We start from the raw sequence: 15,834 nt of genomic DNA on the forward strand, positions 1-15,834 counted from the left end.
TCTGGCGATGGCGGCCGTGATGGGCCTCGCGGTGGCGGGGGTCTGCCAGGGCATCCGCATGTACCGGGCGGAGGCGAAACTCCCCTCGGACCTGGCGATAGCCCTGGAGGTCGGCGCCACGCGCGTCTCCACGGCGGGCTCGGCGGTGGACCGCCTGGGCATCCGCTTCGCCCCCTACGTCCTGCGCCTGATGGGCCCGAAACGGGTGGACGCCAAGCGCCGCAAGATAGACATGGCGGGCAACCCGGGCGGCCTGACGATCGACCGCTATGCGGCGCGACGGGCGGTCTACGGCATCTTCGGCCTGCTCATGGGCCTGATCTTCTTCACGAACGGCTCCTCGCTCTTCGGTCTGCTCACCTTCGCCTTCGGCGTGACGGCGGCGGACGCGCTGATCTGGCAGGCGATACGGGAACGGCGCGAGGTCATCGACCGCACGCTGCCGGACTTCCTCGACGTACTGGCGGTGGTGGTGTCGGCGGGCCTCGGCTTCCGCCAGGCGCTGGACCGCGTCGCGGAGCGCTACGAGGGCCCCTGGGCGGACGAACTGCGCATCACCCTGCGCCAGATGGACATGGGCGTGAGCCGCCGCCAGGCCTTCGACGAGCTGCGCCGCAGGAACGCCTCGGAGCAGGTCTCGCAGTTCGTCTCGGCACTGCAACAAGGCGAGGAGCTGGGCTCCCCCATCGCGGACACGCTCATCCAACTGGCCACGGACATGCGCCGCACGGACGCCCAGAACTCCCGCCGCAGGGCGGCGAAGACGATCCCCAAGGCGACCATGGTGACGCTGGTCTTCATGCTTCCGGCCACGATGATTCTGATCGCGGCGGGGATGTTCCTGGGTTCGGGTTCCGACTTCGGCTCGATCCTGGGGAAGTGAGTGAGGGGGTGGTGAGGGGTGGTGAGGGGTGGGGTGGGCGGTGCGGTGCGATGGGCGGTGCGGTGCGGTGCGCGGTGCGCCTGGCGGCGGGAGCCGGTATCAAGCCACTCCGCGAAACCTCTTCGCGGCTGCAACCAGATGTGGGACAGTCGCCCGGAGGGCGGGAAGGTTGCGGTAACTCCGGGGGTGGCCCCTGCCGGGGTCCACTCCCCCAAGCGGCCTTTGCAAAAGGTGAGTTCACGGGATTCGCGGAAGGGGACGTCGTGAAACGCATGGTGAAACGCATGGAACCACCGACCGGCCGGTCGCGGATCTCCACGACCTGCCTCCGGGGTGCGTGATGACCTCGCAGCCGGGGAAGGGAACTCGCCAACTTCCGCGTCTCAAACGGTATTGGTTGCGGAGAGTGGCTGATGGGTCACATGATCTCGCGTACGTTGCCTATGACGACAGCGACGTCGGAATTGGCTGCGCCAGCAGTGCGTGTATCGGGTGGGAGAGAAGGGGCCGTCGTGCTGAAAGATCGCGTACTCGGAGTCTGGGTCGACTGGACCGTGAACGTTTCTTCCCGGGTTCGGGGGAGGGAGCGGGATGCGGGGGCTGGGTTTGTGGAGTATGCGGGGTTGATGATTCTTATTGCGGGGATCTTTACGTTGATCGACGGTCTTGGGCTGGACGGTCAGATCTCCGGGGCGATCGGCGAAGCGGTGGCATCCGTCGTCGGCGGTTGATCGCCAAGGAATGGCGCGACGACCGAGGGCAGACTCTTCCCATCTACATCTGGATGACGGGGATTCTGCTCTTCGTCGCGTTCGCCTTCTTTGCGTTCGCCCAAGCTGCGTCAGCCCGTAACGGAGCCCAATCAGCTGCTGACGCAGCGGCCTTGGCGGCTGCGCAGGACTCCAGGGATGAGCTGGTGGAGGGCCTGGGCCTTGCCATCGGTGACGGCGACGAATGGCTCGACTGGCTCGACGGCGACAAGTTCACCGGTGCTGGGGCTCAAGGGGCGGCTGATGCGCTGGCCGCCGAAAATGACGCGCACGTGACCGGGTTCGGCCCGGACGAGGTGAACGGCTATCCGGGCTACCGAGTAAAGATCGAGACCAACTACACCGTTGGAGACTCGATCATTCCGGGCACGGAGTCAAAGCATGCGAATGCTGAGGCCACTGCCATTATCAAGCCTCGTTGCGAGGTCGCTCCGTCATCCGATCCGGAGAAGGTCGTGGAGTTCGACTGCGAAGAAGGCGGCTCATTCGAGATCGATCCGGAAGACTTCGATGTAGATGATCTACCGGATGCCTCCGTCCTCTTCTCCGTACACCTGGCCGACTGACAAGTGATCGACGAGAGAAGGAATTCTCAGCAATGAAGATCCGGCGCACCATGAAGGCCCGCAGGGCAATGACCGCTGTGGCGATCACGACTGGGCTGGTCCTCACGGTGGCCGGCTGTGGGGGAGGCGGGGACGGGGGCGACAAGTCCGATTCGGAGAAGAGTTCACCCTCTTCGTCAGCCCAGGACAAGGGCGGTGAAGATGAGAAGGACAAGGGCAATCAACCCCCGGCGCAGGACAAGGTCCTGGCTGAGTCCAAGCAAGACGACATCTCCCTCGTCGTCACGTCTGCGGTCCGTGATGAAGGAGGCTTCGTCACTGTCTCCGGCCGGGTGACCAACAACGGTTCACGGCTGTGGGTGGCTGCCGACTGGCGCGGTGACGAGCGGGAGTTGGGGAAGAACGCGTCGTCCGTCGCTGGTGCAAGCCTGGTGGACAAGGCGGGGAAGAAGAAGTACCTCATCCTCCGCGATACGGGCGGCCGTTGCCTGTGCACGCGGTTCGTGGGCGGCGTCAGGTCGGGGGACACCGCCGACTGGTACGCACAGTTCCCGTCGCCGCCGGAGGGGACCTCCAAGGTCGAGTTCCAGGTCGGCAACATGCCCCCCGCCTCCATCGAGATCTCCGAGAGTGAGTGACCCATGGGCCACCCACGATCACGCACCCTCGCCACAGCCACCGTCACCCTCACGGCACTGGTCTTCCTGAGCGGCACCCCCGCCTTCGCGGACGACGACGACCCGAGCGCACCTCCAGGCAGCAGCACCACATCCCCACCCCCGGAGGTCGACTCCAACAGCCCCGGGCTGAAGCTGGCCGATGGAGCGACCCTGGCCCCGGCGAAGGTCCTGGACATCAAGTCCGTGGTCGAGGACCTCGGCGGTGAGGAGCGCCGCGAGGACACCAACACGGACGTGAAGTTCGCGCTGCAGGCCGAGGTCCTCTTCCCCAAGGACAGCAACACGCTGAATCCCGAGGCGAACGCCCGTATCAAGGCGATCGCGGAAGAGGCGAAGGCCCAGAAGGCGACGACCGTCAGGGTGTTCGGCTTCACGGACAACCTCGGCTCCTACAGCCACGGCAAGGCGCTGTCCCGCAAGCGCGCGGAAGCGGTGCACGACAAGCTGGCGAGCTACCTGGGACCCGAGGTCACGTACTCCGTACGCGGCTACAGCGAGGACTATCCGATCGCGGACAACACCTCCGAGCAGGGCCGCAAGAAGAACCGTCGAGTCGAGGTCACGTTCCCGCGTGGCGCCGGGGCGGATACGGGGACGGCGCCATCCGGAAGCCAGGACTGACCTGCTGCTCCTGGTGGCCGCCACTTCAGGCGGTGGCTTTGCGGGGCCTGTGTCGGGGTGGTGACCGGGGCCGCCCGGTTGTCCCGAGGTTGGTGGTTCCGGACCGGGAGTCAAGGGCGCTCCTCCGTCGCGTCGGCTGCGCCGATTCCGCTGCGCTCCACCCTTGACACCCGCCCCTCCACCACGCGAGGGAAGACGACCGGACGGCCCAAGGGGCGGGACTCTCGACCACTCCCGTGGGACGACTCGCTTTCGCTGCCGACTGCGAACCGGATCTCCCGGGGTGGCCGTCACGCGGTGAGGCGCCGGTGCGCGATCGCCCCGGGGCCGGGCACCGGTCTCGTCAAGCGTCAGCGGACTGGATCTCCCGGGGTGGCCGTCACGCGGTGAGGGGAGCGCGATTGCTTGGGGACGGCACCGGTCTCGTCAAGCGACTACCGACCGGATCTTCCCGGGTGGCTGCCACGGGACAGGGGCACGCGGCCTCCCCAGGGGTGGACCCCGGTCTCATCAAGTGCCCGCAGACCGGCCCATACGAGCGAACGCCACGCATGACGTAACCGGTAATGGGGCGATCATCAACACGGGGCTTCGAGCTCTGCACCACCAGCGTCGGCGCCGGGACGTCAGCGCTGGCGCATACCGCCCTAGGCGAAGGGGGCTTGTGGTGGTGGCCCCGTCGTACGTGTGCGGAGACGGAAGGCGCCCCACCCCTCCCGAGCGACTGGGCCAAGCGAGGGCGCAGACAAGACCCCAACCGTCAGGGGCTGGTGGCTGGCCCAGCTGAAGCGGCGGCGGCAGCATCATGTGACTGCGACGGGCGGCGGCTCCTGCACGCCGGGGGGCGTCGTGGGGGTGGGGGGTCTGGCACCTATTTCGGAGAAGGCGCGTTGAGAAGCGCGTGCGCCCCTCGACTGCAAGAACGCGCCTTCGCGAAAGTAGGTGCGCCTCGCCAACTGCAAGAAAGTCCCGGAACTGGCCTCTGCCTACCGCCACGGAGTGGGAATTCCCTGCAGCCCCCACCCGCACCCAGACAACGGGGGGCGCACGGCGTGATCCGGTCGGCTGACGCTTGACGAGGCCGGTGCCCGCCCCGGGGAAAACGCGTGCCGATGCCGACGTTCCAGTAGTACGAGGTGCGGAAGAGCACGACCTTGCGCCACGAGACGAACCCGAGGGTCTCGCTGCCGGCGGCGACCATCAGCAGGCCCTTGTCGTCGCTGAGCATCTCGTCCGCGTCGTAGCGCCGCCGGAAGGCGCGGGGAGCCCGCCAGCCCTGCCACTGGAACCCCCCGCAGGCCACCGGGTCGGTGAGGAACGTTCGAGCAGCTCCGGGTCTTCCTCGCCGGAGGGACGCAGCCGTACAAGGTCGTCATCGACATCGCTCATGGCGGCCACCGTAGGCGCCAACTCCGCTCCCTCAGCCCATTCCGCAGTCCCCTTGCGGCACCGCGGCGTCGGCGGGAAGGGGGGCCCTGCGCAATGCGAAGATCGATCCATGAGCAGTTTCGACGCACTTGTGGCGGAAGCGGAGTCGGCCCCGACCGAGGGCTGGGACTTCTCCTGGTTCGAGGGGCGGGCCACCGAGCAGCGGCCCTCCTGGCGGTACGCCCACGCCATGGGGGAGCGGCTCGGTCACGCCACCGCCTCCCTCGACATCCAGACCGGCGGCGGCGAAGTCCTCGCCTCCGCGCCCACCCTGCCGCCGCTCGCCGTCGCCACGGAGGGATGGCCGCCCAACGTCGCCAAGGCCACCGCCCTGCTGCATCCGCGGGGCGCGGTCGTCGTGGCCTCGCCCGAGGACGCGCCGCTGCCGTTCGCGGCGGAAGGCTTCGACCTGGTCACCAGCAGGCATCCGGTGAAGGCCGACTTCGACGAGATCGCCCGCGTGCTGCGTCCCGGCGGCACGTACTTCGCCCAGCACGTCGGGCCCTCCAGCGTCTTCGAGGTCGTGGAGTACTTCCTCGGTCCGCAGCCGGCGGAGTCCAGGCACGCGCGCCACCCCGACCAGGAGCGCGCGGAGGCCGAGGCGGCGGGTCTTGAGGTCGTCGATCTGCGGGTCGAGCGGCTGCGGATGGAGTTCTTCGACGTCGGCGCCGTCGTCCACTTCCTGCGGAAGGTCATCTGGATGGTGCCGGACTTCTCCGTGGAGAAGTACCGGCCGCGGCTGCGGGAGCTGCACGAGCGGATCCAGGCCGACGGACCCTTCGTCGCCCACAGCACCCGCCACCTCTTCGAGCTGCGCAAGCCGTAACCGAGAGGCGCGGGCCGAGGCCTCAGCCAAGGGGCGGGCCCCTACGCGTGCGGCCCCACCCCCACCGTCCCCACCACCAGCTCCGGCCTGGCCTCGAGCACCTCGCCCACCCGCTCGACCTCCACCGCGAGCCCCCGCTCCTGGCGGGCACTCAAGCGGTCCAGCGGCTCGACCGTCACCGTCACCCGGCGGCCCGAGCGCCGCTGGTGCCAGACGCCCGCCGCGACTCCGTCGACCAGCAGTACGGGGAAGTTGCCCGCCTGGCCCCGGTTGAGCGCGCGCTCGTAGGCGCGGCCCGGGAAGAGGCGGGCGCGGGGGTGCGAGGCGATGACGTACGCGTCGAAGTAGGGGAGGAGGCGCACCCCCTGCGCCGGTTGGGCGGGGAACTCCGTGTCGCCCGCCACCACCCACGACGCCGCTTCACCCTCCATGTCGACCGCCTCGATCTCCCCGGCGGAGGAGAGGGAGGCGAAGAGCGTGGATGCCCAACCTGGCGGGCCCGCCAGCCACTTGGCATACTCGTGCGACGTCGCGGGGCCGTACGCGTACAGGAAGCGCCGCACCAGTTGCCGCGTCGCCTCCTCGGCCCCCATCGGCTCCCCGAATTCCTGCGGGCGCGTGTACGTCACCTTGCGGCCCCGGTCCGGTGCGAAGCACAACGCGCCGCGCTGGCCCGCCAGATGCATGACCTGCCGCCAGCGCGGCCACATCCCCTGGAACGCGGGCATCACCAGGTCGCCGGCCCACGGCCCGGTGCGTGCCACCACCGCCTCGCTCAGCTCGTCGATGGTCAGCCGGACGCCGTCCAGCGCCTCGCCGATGGCCGTGACGATCTCCTCCGCCTGGGCGGGCGTCACCCGTGCCTCGGGCTTGAAGGAGCTCGGACCGGATGGCACGGCGGGCAACGCGGCCGTCCTGAGGGGGAGTTGCGCGTACGGGAGGAGGTGGATCGTGCCGCGCGGGCCGTTCGTCTTGACCAGGCTCGGCTCCTCGCCCCAGAGCGCGTCGCGCACGTCCTGCCGGGTCGCCCCGTCCATCCGCAGCCCTACGGACAGCTCGGCGGCGGACAGCACCTGCGCCTGCGCGGCGAGCATCGCGTCGACGACCTCGCCGGGTCCCGCCTGGCCCGGCTTCGCCGTAGTCAGCAGGAACTGCCGCTCCATGCGCCGGGCGTTGGCGGCACTCCACGTGACAGTGGGAGGGGCGCTCATCGGTGGTCTCCTTCGGTACTGTCGAGCGGGGAAGTGGCTCTGCCGACACGAGGAGTGGACCATGCCGAAGAGCGGCGCGGAGGGCAATTCGGAGAGCGGCAAAGAGACCAGGCCGCTGTACGCGTGCGGCCTCGACGCCGCCGTGGACGTCGTCGGCGGCAAGTGGAAGCCGATGATCCTCTGGGCGCTGTACGCGGGCGCGACCCTGCGCTTCGGCGAGCTGCGGCGGCACATCACCGGGATCAGCGAGAAGGTGCTCATCCAGCAGCTGCGCGAGCTGGAGTCCGACGGCATCGTGCACCGCGAGGTGTATCGCGAGGTGCCGCCGAAGGTCGAGTACTCGCTGACCCCCCTCGGCCTGTCCCTGAACGAGGCGCTGATCCCGCTGGGCGTATGGGGCGACGCGCACATGCGTCAGCTGGTGGCCAACCGGGAGGGCAAGAAGGACGGCAAGAAGGACGGCAAGCATGGCGAGGCCGCCTGACGGGAAAGCGGGGCCCATGGTTGCCTGCCGCTTCGATCGTTAGCCAAGTGATCCCGAACGACGCCCAAGTGATCCCGAAACAGCTTGCGTTGATTCCGCATCGTTATCCGGACTGGCTCGATCCGGCCGCTGGAATCACGTAAGTTCAGACCAAGGCGAATTCGCGTGAGCAAAGCCACGTGTGCGGTGCCGCGCGGCGGAGGGGGCTGCGCGGCCCGCGCGCCCCTCACTCCCCGCCGGACTCCTGGACATCGCCGGGTCCTGTACGACCGCCGCGCTTGGGACCGTCGCGAGGCTCCCCTGTGTCACCGGACCGCACCACGACCCGCGTACCCCGGCGCACGCCCCACCGCTCCAGCGCCCCGGCCTCCGCCTCCAGGACGTGCCTGGCCCGCAGCCGGGGCCGCCCGATCCGCCCCGGCCGCATCGTCCGTATGGACAGGACCCGCAGCTCCCGGTCCAGGTGTGCCACGTCGATCGTGAACCGCATCCCCAGGGTGTGGACACTGGATGCCGGGCTCAATAGCAGGGCCCCCGTCACCCCTTCCCGCCCGAGCAGCCCGCGCCGCCGGGCGCGGGCCGAGTCCGCGATCTCCAAGGGGAGTGTCCGTCCGGTCGGGAGGATCAGCGTCGCCATGGGAGCCGAAGCTAGCGGGCCGCCCGCCCGCCGCGTCAAGGTGGCGCACTGGACCCCGTCCCTCCAACGGGCTACCGCCAGGTGGGGCCGAAATCTGTCTTCCGGGGCCGAATTCCGGTGGGAGAGCAGGGGCGCGCAGTCGTCGCGCAGTCGCCGGGCGACTTCGGAGAGTAGTTGTGGGCCGCCGATGCACGCAGCATCACTTACGAAGGGTTATGGTGGAAACCCCCCCTCGGGCCGGTCCGTCTCCCCCCCACGGACCGGCCCGATTTTTTGTGTCCGCAGGATCCGTGGGCTCCCGCGTGATCACGGGGAGTGCCCGCATGATCGTCGGAGCGGGGCCTGCGGATATCGTCAGGGACATGTCGAATCAATTCCCCTCGCCGCCCGAGAACCCGCACGGCAACCCGTACGCGAACCCCCAGGCCGGCGCTCCCCAGGGCGCCCCGCAGGCTTACCCGCAGGGCGCTCCCCAGGCCGGCCTCCCCACCTACGGCGGTCCCGTGCAGGACCCCGCCCACGCCTACGGATACGGCTACGGCCCCATGGCCCCGCAGACGATGCCGGGCGTCGTCCGCGCCACGCAGATCGTCCTCTGGGTCCTCGGCGGACTGACCCTGCTCGGAGTCATAGGCATCGCGGCCATGGGCGACGCGGCGACGGCGGGCGCGGCCATGGGCGTGAGCATCTGCCTTCTGGTGTCCTGCGGTTTCGCCTTCGCGTTCAAGAACGCGGGCAACGGCATACGCGTGACCTGCATCGTCCTGATGAGCGTGCAGATCGCCCTCGGGCTCGGCGGTCTCGCCTCCGGCAACCCGGGCGGATTCCTGGGCCTGCTCGGCTCCATCGCCACGGTCATCCTGCTCAGCCAGAGTGCCGCGGGAGCCTGGTTCAAGCGCCCGCGCACCCTCGGCTAGCAGTCGGCCTCACCCTGGACTAAGCGGACGGCATCAGCCGCGCCCGGCCCAGATGTTGGTGCCGGGCGTGGACACCGCGTACGTGTCGATCTCGGCCAGCTCCTCGTCCGTCAGCTTCGGACCGGCCAGCGCCGCCACGTTCTCCTCCAGCTGCTTCACGCTGGAGGCGCCGATGAGCGCGGAGGTCATCCGCTCGTCGCGCAGCACCCAGTTGAGCGCCAGCTGCGCGAGCGACTGGTCGCGGCGGGCCGCGATGTCGTTCAGGCCGTTGAGGCGGCGCAGCACCTCGTCGCTCAGGAGGTCGGGGTCGAGCGACTTGCCCTGCGTGGCACGCGAACCCTCCGGGATGCCCTTCAGGTACTTGTTCGTGAGCAGGCCCTGCGCGAGCGGCACGAACGAGATGCAGCCCATGCCCGCGCCCTCAAGGGTGTCGAGCAGGCCGTCGTCCTCGGTCCAGCGGTTGATCATCGAGTACGACGGCTGGTGGATGAGGGCGGGAACGCCCATCTCCCGCAGCAGGCGCGCCGCTTCGGCGGTCTGCTCGCTGTTGTAGGAGGAGACGCCCACGTACAGCGCCTTGCCCTGCTGGACGGCGGATGCGAGCGCTCCCATCGTCTCTTCGAGGGGGGTCTCGGGGTCGAAGCGGTGGGAGTAGAAGATGTCGACGTAGTCGACGCCCATCCGCTTCAGCGACGCGTCGAGCGACGACAGCAGGTACTTGCGCGAACCCCACTCGCCGTACGGGCCGGGGTGCATGAGGTAGCCCGCCTTGGTCGAGATGACCAGTTCATCGCGGTACGGGGCGAAATCCTGTGCGAACAGCTTGCCGAAGTTGAGCTCGGCCGAACCGGCCGGCGGGCCGTAGTTGTTCGCCAGGTCGAAGTGCGTGACGCCCAGGTCGAAGGCGCGGCGCAGGATCGCGCGCTGGCTCTCGAGGGACTTGTCGTCACCGAAGTTGTGCCACAGGCCGAGGGAGACGGCGGGCAGCTTCAGGCCGCTGCGGCCCGTGCGCCGGTACTCCATGGAGCTGTAACGGTCCGTTGCCGCTCGGTACAGAGACGTGTCGTTCATGGGTACGAAGCTACTTCAGGCCCGGATCTTGTGGCATCAGCCCCGCATCACCCGAGGGCGGAAGCCCGCCCTCGCAGCGGTAGGCTTTCGCCTTCGGGGACTGCCATCTGCTGGAGGGGCTGACAGAAGTGAACCTGCGCGACCTGGTGTACGGACTTTACGCACGCCGGGTGGAAGGCCGCCTCGACCACGATCAGGTGCCCAAGCACATCGGGGTCATCCTCGACGGCAACAGGCGCTGGGCGAAGGCATCCGGCGGGACCACCGAACAGGGCCATCAGGCGGGTGCGTACAAGATCGAGGAGTTCCTCGGCTGGTGTGCCGAGACGGACGTCGAGGTCGTCACCCTCTGGATGCTGTCGACGGACAACTTCGACCGCCCCGAGCAGGAGCTCATCCCGCTCCTCGGCATCATCGAGGACACCGTCCGCTCCCTCGCCGCCGACGGCCGCTGGCGCGTGCACCACGTGGGCACGATGGACCTGCTGCCCTCCCGCACCCAGGCCGTCCTGAAGGAGGCCGAGCAGGCCACCCACGGCAACAAGGGAATACTGGTCAACGTGGCCGTCGGGTACGGCGGCCGGCAGGAGATCGCCGACGCGGTCCGCTCGCTGATCCTGGATCACGCGGACAAGGGCACGAGCCTGGAGGACGTCGCCGAGACCGTCGACGTCGACCTGATCTCCAAGCACCTCTACACACGCGGCCAGCCGGACCCCGACCTGGTGATCCGAACGAGTGGTGAGCAGCGCCTGTCCGGCTTCATGCTCTGGCAGTCGGCGCACTCCGAGTACTACTTCTGTGAAGTCTTCTGGCCCGCCTTCCGCAAGGTCGATTTCCTGCGTGCGCTGCGTGATTACGCGGCCAGGCACCGGCGCTACGGCGGCTGACACCCCACCGGGTGCCCGCGTTGGTGAGGCGCGAGTAACCCAGAGTTCACGGACGCGCCGTCATATGCCCTGGCATGGCTGCGCGTGTTCGAGGGAATAAGCCTTCCAGGTCGACATCCGATTCACGGATGTCGTATCTCAGCGGGCGGCATGGGGCCGTCCGCCCGGGAGGCCCTTTGCACCAGGACGACCGTGCGGTGAGTACGGGCGAAGTGGAGGGCCGGAGCTCGGCCCGCGCACTGCGGCCCGAGACCGGTCCGGACTTCTCCCGGCATCCTTCCCGTCGCTCCCCGACCTCATCCGAGGGGGTACGTCCTTCCGTGGTGACCAGCACAAAGCGCCGCATGCCCGACAGGCGCACCTATGTTCTCGACACCAGCGTTCTGCTCGCAGACCCGAACTCCATGTACCGCTTCGACGAGCACGAAGTAGTGCTGCCCGTCGTCGTGGTCACGGAGCTCGAGGCGAAGCGGCACCATCCCGAGCTCGGCTACTTCGCCCGGCAGGCCCTGCGCCTGCTGGACGACTGCCGGGTCCGGCACGGTCGGCTGGACGCGCCGATCCCGATCGGCGATCTGGGCGGCACGCTGCGCGTCGAGCTCAACCACTCCGATCCCGGCGTGCTTCCGGCCGGCTACCGGTTGGGGGACAACGACTCACGGATTCTCGCCGTAGCGCGCAACCTCCAGGCAGAGGGGTACGACGTCACCGTCGTATCGAAGGATCTGCCTCTGAGGATCAAGGCGTCCTCGGTCGGTCTTCTCGCGGAGGAGTATCGCGCCGAGCTCGCCATCACGGACTCCGGCTGGACCGGAATGTCCGAACTGACCCTCTCCGGTGAACAGGTGGACCTCCTCTTCGAGGAAGAGACCCTGTACGTACCGGAAGCGGCCGACCTGCCCGTCCACACGGGCCTCACCATCCAGTCGGAGAGGGGCAAGGCGCTCGGCCGGGTCACGGCCGAGGGCAATGTCCGTCTCGTACGGGGTGATCGTGAGGCCTTCGGCATCAAGGGGAGGAGTGCGGAGCAGCGCATCGCGCTGGATCTGCTGCTCGATCCGGACATCGGCATCCTGTCGATGGGCGGCAGGGCGGGCACCGGCAAGTCGGCTCTCGCGCTCTGTGCGGGGCTCGAGGCGGTCCTGGAGCGCCGGCAGCACCAGAAGGTGATGGTCTTCCGGCCGCTGTACGCGGTGGGCGGGCAGGAGCTCGGCTATCTGCCGGGCACCGAGGCCGAGAAGATGGGTCCTTGGGCCCAGGCGGTCTTCGACACGCTCGGCTCGGTGGCGGGCAAGGCGGTCATCGAGGAGGTGACGGCGCGCGGCATGCTCGAAGTGCTCCCTCTCACCCATATCCGCGGGCGCTCGCTGCACGACGCGTTCGTGATCGTCGACGAGGCCCAATCCCTGGAACGGAACGTCCTTTTGACCGTTCTGTCCAGGATCGGGGCAAACTCCCGAGTCGTCCTCACGCATGACGTCGCCCAGCGCGACAACCTCCGAGTGGGGCGGTACGACGGGGTAGTTGCCGTCGTCGAGAAGCTGAAGGGCCATCCGCTCTTCGCCCACGTCACGCTCACCCGCTCCGAGCGTTCGCAGATCGCGGCACTCGTGACCGAAATGCTGGAGGACGGTCAGATCTGAACCAATTCACCCTGGTTACGCAGTAGTTGGCGCCGCCCGGCGGAGCGAAGGAGCTTAGCCGGGCGGCGTCATGGCGTCCGCCCTTTTCCGAAAAACTACGGGGGCAAACGAGGTGTGAGCTTTCACACGGCACGGATAATTGCCTTGCGGCATCCGGCTGGGGCAGAGTCTGGGTCCTGTCAGGCCCCGCATGCGACACACCTGTACCCCCAGCGGTACTGCAACCCGGAAACACCAGAACTTCATAGTGGCCGTCGCATGCCGCCCGAAGCACCACGCGACTCTCCCGTCACGGGAGTTGTCCACCGGGCCCGTGCCTCCCGTGACCGAGATACCAGCGGAGGCCAGCGCCAGGGGCACGATTGCGTCCGCGAGGTCACCTATGCGGGCGATGCTGGAAGGAAACCGTGTGAGCCGGATTTCGGTCCGGGGATTCGCCGTGGCATCCGCCACCGCGGTCACCACCGTCGGCGCTGTTGTTGGTGTCGCCTCGGGCAGCACCCCGGGCGCCTCGAATGACAACGACTTCGAGGCGACGGCAAGCGAAGCGACCCTCCTCGCAGACATCCCCGCGGGTCAGCAGGCCCAGGTGCAGACCGCGTCCCTGACGCAGCAGGCCGACGCACAGGCCATGGCTGCGGACACGGCCGCGAAGAAGTCGGCGGCGGAAGCAGCGCGCAAGCAGGCCGCCGAGTCGGCGATCGCGAAGCAGAAGGCCGCGGAGAAGGCGGAGGCCGCCGAGAAGGCGGCAGCCAAGAAGGAGCGTGAGGAGAAGGCGGAGGTCAAGGCCAGCCGTTCCTCCGCGCGCGACGCCTCGTCCTTCTCCCCGCAGTCGTCGTACTCCGTCTCGCAGGTTCAGGCGATGGCACGGCAGATGGTCCCCGGTGACCAGTTCCAGTGCTTCAGCAACATCGTCAACCACGAGTCCACCTGGAACTACAAGGCCAGCAACGCCTCTTCGGGCGCCTACGGCCTCGTCCAGGCGCTCCCCGGCTCCAAGATGTCCTCGGCCGGAGCCGACTGGCAGACGAACCCCGCCACGCAGATCAAGTGGGGCCTGGGCTACATGAACGACCGCTACGGAAGCCCGTGCGGAGCCTGGGACTTCTGGCAGGCGAACAACTGGTACTGAGCCGCGTATCGCTCAACCTTCTGAGGCCCCTCACCGTCCTTCGGTGGGGGGTCTCAGCCGTGTACGGTCGGACCCGCGACTTCCAGGAGGGAGTGATGGGGAGAGACGGGGGAAGAGGGCGGATCATGGCGCGAGTACCGGAGTGGGTCGGCCGACTGGGAGCCGGACTGTCTGAGATGGGCGAGCGGAGGAGCAGGCGAGCGGAGTCGGACGACGACTTCGGGGACGACGCCCGGCCCGCACGGCAGTCGTCGGCGGACGACGCCGACGGGTCGGAGACCGTGGTGCCCGCGCCGCCCGCGTACGCGCCGGACGTCGCGGCGAGGCCCGACCCCGTCGACGCGGTGCCGTGGGGCATGCGCGTCGCGGCCGAGGCCGGCTGGCGTCTTCTCGTACTCGCGGGCACGCTCTGGGTGTTGATGAAGGTCATCAGCGCCGTGCAGCTGGTCATCTTCGCCTTCGTCGCGGCGCTGCTCATCACCGCGATGCTCCAGCCGACGGTGGCCCGGCTCAGGCGGCTCGGTCTGCCCAGGGGGCTTGCGACCGTCCTCACGGCCGTACTCGGCTTCGTCGTCATCGGGCTCGTCGGCTGGTTCGTCGTCTGGCAGGTCATGGAGAACGCCGACACGCTCTCCAGCCAGCTTCAGAGCGGCATCGACGACTTGCGCAACTGGCTGCTGAACAGCCCGTTCCACGTGACCGAGGACCAGATCAACGACATCGCCAAGAGTCTGCGCGAGGCGGTCGGGGCGAACACGGAGGAACTGACGTCGGCGGGGCTCGAAGGGGTCACCGTGATCGTGGAGACCATGACGGGCATGCTGCTCGCGATGTTCTCGACGCTCTTCCTCCTGTACGACGGCAAGCGCATCTGGCAGTGGGTCCTGAAGCTGGTCCCGGCGCCCGCGCGGCCCGGCATCGCGGGCGCGGGTCCGCGTGCCTGGCGCACGCTGACGGCCTATGTGCGCGGCACGGTGATAGTGGCCCTGATCGACGCGATCTTCATCGGGCTCGGGATCTACTTCCTCGGGGTGCCGATGGCGGTGCCGCTGGCCGTCTTCATCTTCCTGTTCGCGTTCATCCCGCTGGTGGGCGCGGTCATCTCGGGTGCGCTCGCCGTCGTGGTGGGTCTGGTGACCCAGGGCGTCTTCACCGGCGTGATGACCCTCGTCGTGGTCCTGGCCGTGCAGCAGATCGAGGGGCACATCCTGCAGCCGTTCATCCTCGGCCGTGCCGTACGGGTGCATCCGCTGGCCGTGGTGCTCTCGGTGGCCGCGGGCGGTCTGGTCGCCGGGATCGGCGGAGCCGTCGTCGCGGTGCCGCTGGTCGCCGTCACCAACACGGTGGTGGGCTACCTCCGGGCGTACTCACACGAGGCCGCCCTGAAGCAGGCTCCGCAGCCGCGGGGCGCGACGGCGATGGACGTGGCGCCGGTGGAGCGGGAACACGCGGCCGAGTAGCGCTTCTCGTACGCGAAAGGGCCCCGCCGACCAGGAGTCGGCGGGGCCCTTCGTGTTGCTCAGGTGGTTACTCGGAGAGCACTGCCTCGGAGTCCAGCGTGACGCCGACCGCCTGGATCACCGCGGCGATCTTGACGGCCTCCTGGATCGTCTCGCGGTCCACACCGGCCTTGCGGAGCACCTGCTCGTGCGAGTCGAGGCACTGGCCGCAGCCGTTGATGGCGGAGACGGCGAGCGACCACAGCTCGAAGTCGACCTTCTCCACACCGGGGTTGCCGATGACGTTCATCCGCAGGCCCGCCCGCAGGGTCCCGTACTCCGGGTCCGAGAGGAGGTGGCGCGTGCGGTAGAAGACGTTGTTCATCGCCATGACGGCCGCGGCCGACTTGGCGGCGGTGTACGCCTCGGCGGAGAGGTTCGCCTTCGCCTCGGGCTCCAGCTCGCGCAGCACCTTCGGGGAGCGGGAGGCGATCGCGCAGGCGAGCACCGTGCCCCAGAGCTGCTGCTCGGGCAGGTCCGAGTTGCCGATGACCGAGCCGAGGTTCAGCTTCAGGTCCTTGGCGTAGTCCGGTACGGCGGACTTCAGTTCGTCGAGTGCCATGTCAGAAAGCTCCG

16 protein-coding genes are annotated in these 15,834 nt (G+C 68.7%); 12 read left to right on the top strand and 4 right to left on the bottom strand.

The features are described 5' to 3' along the window. The first annotated feature begins 7 nt into the window (after nucleotides 1-7). The 6 genes from AB0E78_RS17080 to AB0E78_RS17105 all read left to right on the top strand — a co-directional run bounded on the left by AB0E78_RS17080 (nucleotide 8) and on the right by AB0E78_RS17105 (nucleotide 5,774). Nucleotides 8-883: a DUF5936 domain-containing protein gene (locus AB0E78_RS17080; protein ID WP_361833775.1), complete on the top strand. Its 876-nt coding sequence runs from the start codon at nucleotides 8-10 to the stop codon at nucleotides 881-883. Nucleotides 884-1,395: 512 nt separating this feature from the next. Further along, nucleotides 1,396-1,614: a hypothetical protein gene (locus AB0E78_RS17085; protein ID WP_361833829.1), complete on the top strand. Its 219-nt coding sequence runs from the start codon at nucleotides 1,396-1,398 to the stop codon at nucleotides 1,612-1,614. Beyond that, a complete protein-coding gene (locus AB0E78_RS17090; RefSeq protein WP_361832957.1) occupies nucleotides 1,611-2,219 on the top strand; it encodes a pilus assembly protein TadG-related protein in 609 nt (202 codons plus the stop codon). Before AB0E78_RS17085 ends, AB0E78_RS17090 begins: the two co-directional genes overlap by 4 nt. Before the next feature lie 32 nt (nucleotides 2,220-2,251). Then, the gene (locus AB0E78_RS17095; RefSeq protein ID WP_361832959.1) at nucleotides 2,252-2,857 is read left to right on the top strand and encodes a hypothetical protein; all 606 of its coding nucleotides are present in this window, start codon (nucleotides 2,252-2,254) and stop codon (nucleotides 2,855-2,857) included. Between the two features lie 3 nt (nucleotides 2,858-2,860). Next, nucleotides 2,861-3,520, top strand: a complete 660-nt coding sequence (locus AB0E78_RS17100; protein WP_361832961.1) for an OmpA family protein — start codon at nucleotides 2,861-2,863, stop codon at nucleotides 3,518-3,520. Nucleotides 3,521-5,018: 1,498 nt separating this feature from the next. Beyond that, nucleotides 5,019-5,774 carry a methyltransferase domain-containing protein gene (locus tag AB0E78_RS17105; RefSeq protein WP_361832963.1) on the top strand — a complete coding sequence of 252 codons (756 nt, stop codon included), beginning with the start codon at nucleotides 5,019-5,021 and terminating at the stop codon, nucleotides 5,772-5,774. Between the two features lie 41 nt (nucleotides 5,775-5,815). Here AB0E78_RS17105 and AB0E78_RS17110 read toward each other — a convergent pair whose 3' ends face one another. After that, nucleotides 5,816-6,985, bottom strand: a complete 1,170-nt coding sequence (locus tag AB0E78_RS17110; protein WP_361832965.1) for a winged helix DNA-binding domain-containing protein — start codon at nucleotides 6,983-6,985, stop codon at nucleotides 5,816-5,818. Nucleotides 6,986-7,046: 61 nt separating this feature from the next. Here AB0E78_RS17110 and AB0E78_RS17115 point away from each other — a divergent pair, with 61 nt between their 5' ends. Further along, nucleotides 7,047-7,469, top strand: a complete 423-nt coding sequence (locus AB0E78_RS17115; RefSeq protein WP_361832966.1) for a helix-turn-helix domain-containing protein — start codon at nucleotides 7,047-7,049, stop codon at nucleotides 7,467-7,469. A gap of 226 nt (nucleotides 7,470-7,695) precedes the next feature. Here the strand turns inward: AB0E78_RS17115 and AB0E78_RS17120 are convergent, their stop codons facing one another. Further along, the gene (locus tag AB0E78_RS17120; RefSeq protein ID WP_361832968.1) at nucleotides 7,696-8,106 is read right to left on the bottom strand and encodes a DUF192 domain-containing protein; all 411 of its coding nucleotides are present in this window, start codon (nucleotides 8,104-8,106) and stop codon (nucleotides 7,696-7,698) included. Between the two features lie 362 nt (nucleotides 8,107-8,468). On the opposite strand from AB0E78_RS17120, the gene AB0E78_RS17125 reads away from it, so the two are divergent. Next, a complete protein-coding gene (locus AB0E78_RS17125) occupies nucleotides 8,469-9,023 on the top strand; it encodes a hypothetical protein (RefSeq protein WP_361832970.1) in 555 nt (184 codons plus the stop codon). 33 nt (nucleotides 9,024-9,056) lie between these two features. On the opposite strand, the gene mgrA is transcribed toward AB0E78_RS17125, so the two are convergent. Continuing rightward, nucleotides 9,057-10,094 (bottom strand): L-glyceraldehyde 3-phosphate reductase, encoded by a 1,038-nt coding sequence (gene mgrA, locus AB0E78_RS17130; protein WP_361832972.1) that lies wholly within the window; start codon nucleotides 10,092-10,094, stop codon nucleotides 9,057-9,059. A gap of 128 nt (nucleotides 10,095-10,222) precedes the next feature. Between mgrA and AB0E78_RS17135 the strand changes: the two genes are divergently transcribed. The 4 genes from AB0E78_RS17135 to AB0E78_RS17150 all read left to right on the top strand — a co-directional run bounded on the left by AB0E78_RS17135 (nucleotide 10,223) and on the right by AB0E78_RS17150 (nucleotide 15,219). Continuing rightward, nucleotides 10,223-10,984: an isoprenyl transferase gene (locus AB0E78_RS17135; RefSeq protein WP_361832974.1), complete on the top strand. Its 762-nt coding sequence runs from the start codon at nucleotides 10,223-10,225 to the stop codon at nucleotides 10,982-10,984. A 320-nt stretch (nucleotides 10,985-11,304) separates the two neighbouring features. Then, nucleotides 11,305-12,627: a PhoH family protein gene (locus AB0E78_RS17140; RefSeq protein ID WP_361832976.1), complete on the top strand. Its 1,323-nt coding sequence runs from the start codon at nucleotides 11,305-11,307 to the stop codon at nucleotides 12,625-12,627. A gap of 391 nt (nucleotides 12,628-13,018) precedes the next feature. Next, nucleotides 13,019-13,759, top strand: a complete 741-nt coding sequence (locus tag AB0E78_RS17145; RefSeq protein WP_361832978.1) for a lytic transglycosylase domain-containing protein — start codon at nucleotides 13,019-13,021, stop codon at nucleotides 13,757-13,759. Between the two features lie 125 nt (nucleotides 13,760-13,884). Beyond that, nucleotides 13,885-15,219, top strand: a complete 1,335-nt coding sequence (locus AB0E78_RS17150; protein ID WP_361832980.1) for an AI-2E family transporter — start codon at nucleotides 13,885-13,887, stop codon at nucleotides 15,217-15,219. A 67-nt stretch (nucleotides 15,220-15,286) separates the two neighbouring features. On the opposite strand, the gene AB0E78_RS17155 is transcribed toward AB0E78_RS17150, so the two are convergent. After that, nucleotides 15,287-15,820 (bottom strand): alkyl hydroperoxide reductase, encoded by a 534-nt coding sequence (locus AB0E78_RS17155; RefSeq protein ID WP_361832982.1) that lies wholly within the window; start codon nucleotides 15,818-15,820, stop codon nucleotides 15,287-15,289. Nucleotides 15,821-15,834: the final 14 nt, after the last annotated feature.

The sequence above is a fragment of the Streptomyces sp. NPDC032198 genome, assembly GCF_040636975.1.
Lineage (GTDB): Bacteria > Actinomycetota > Actinomycetes > Streptomycetales > Streptomycetaceae > Streptomyces.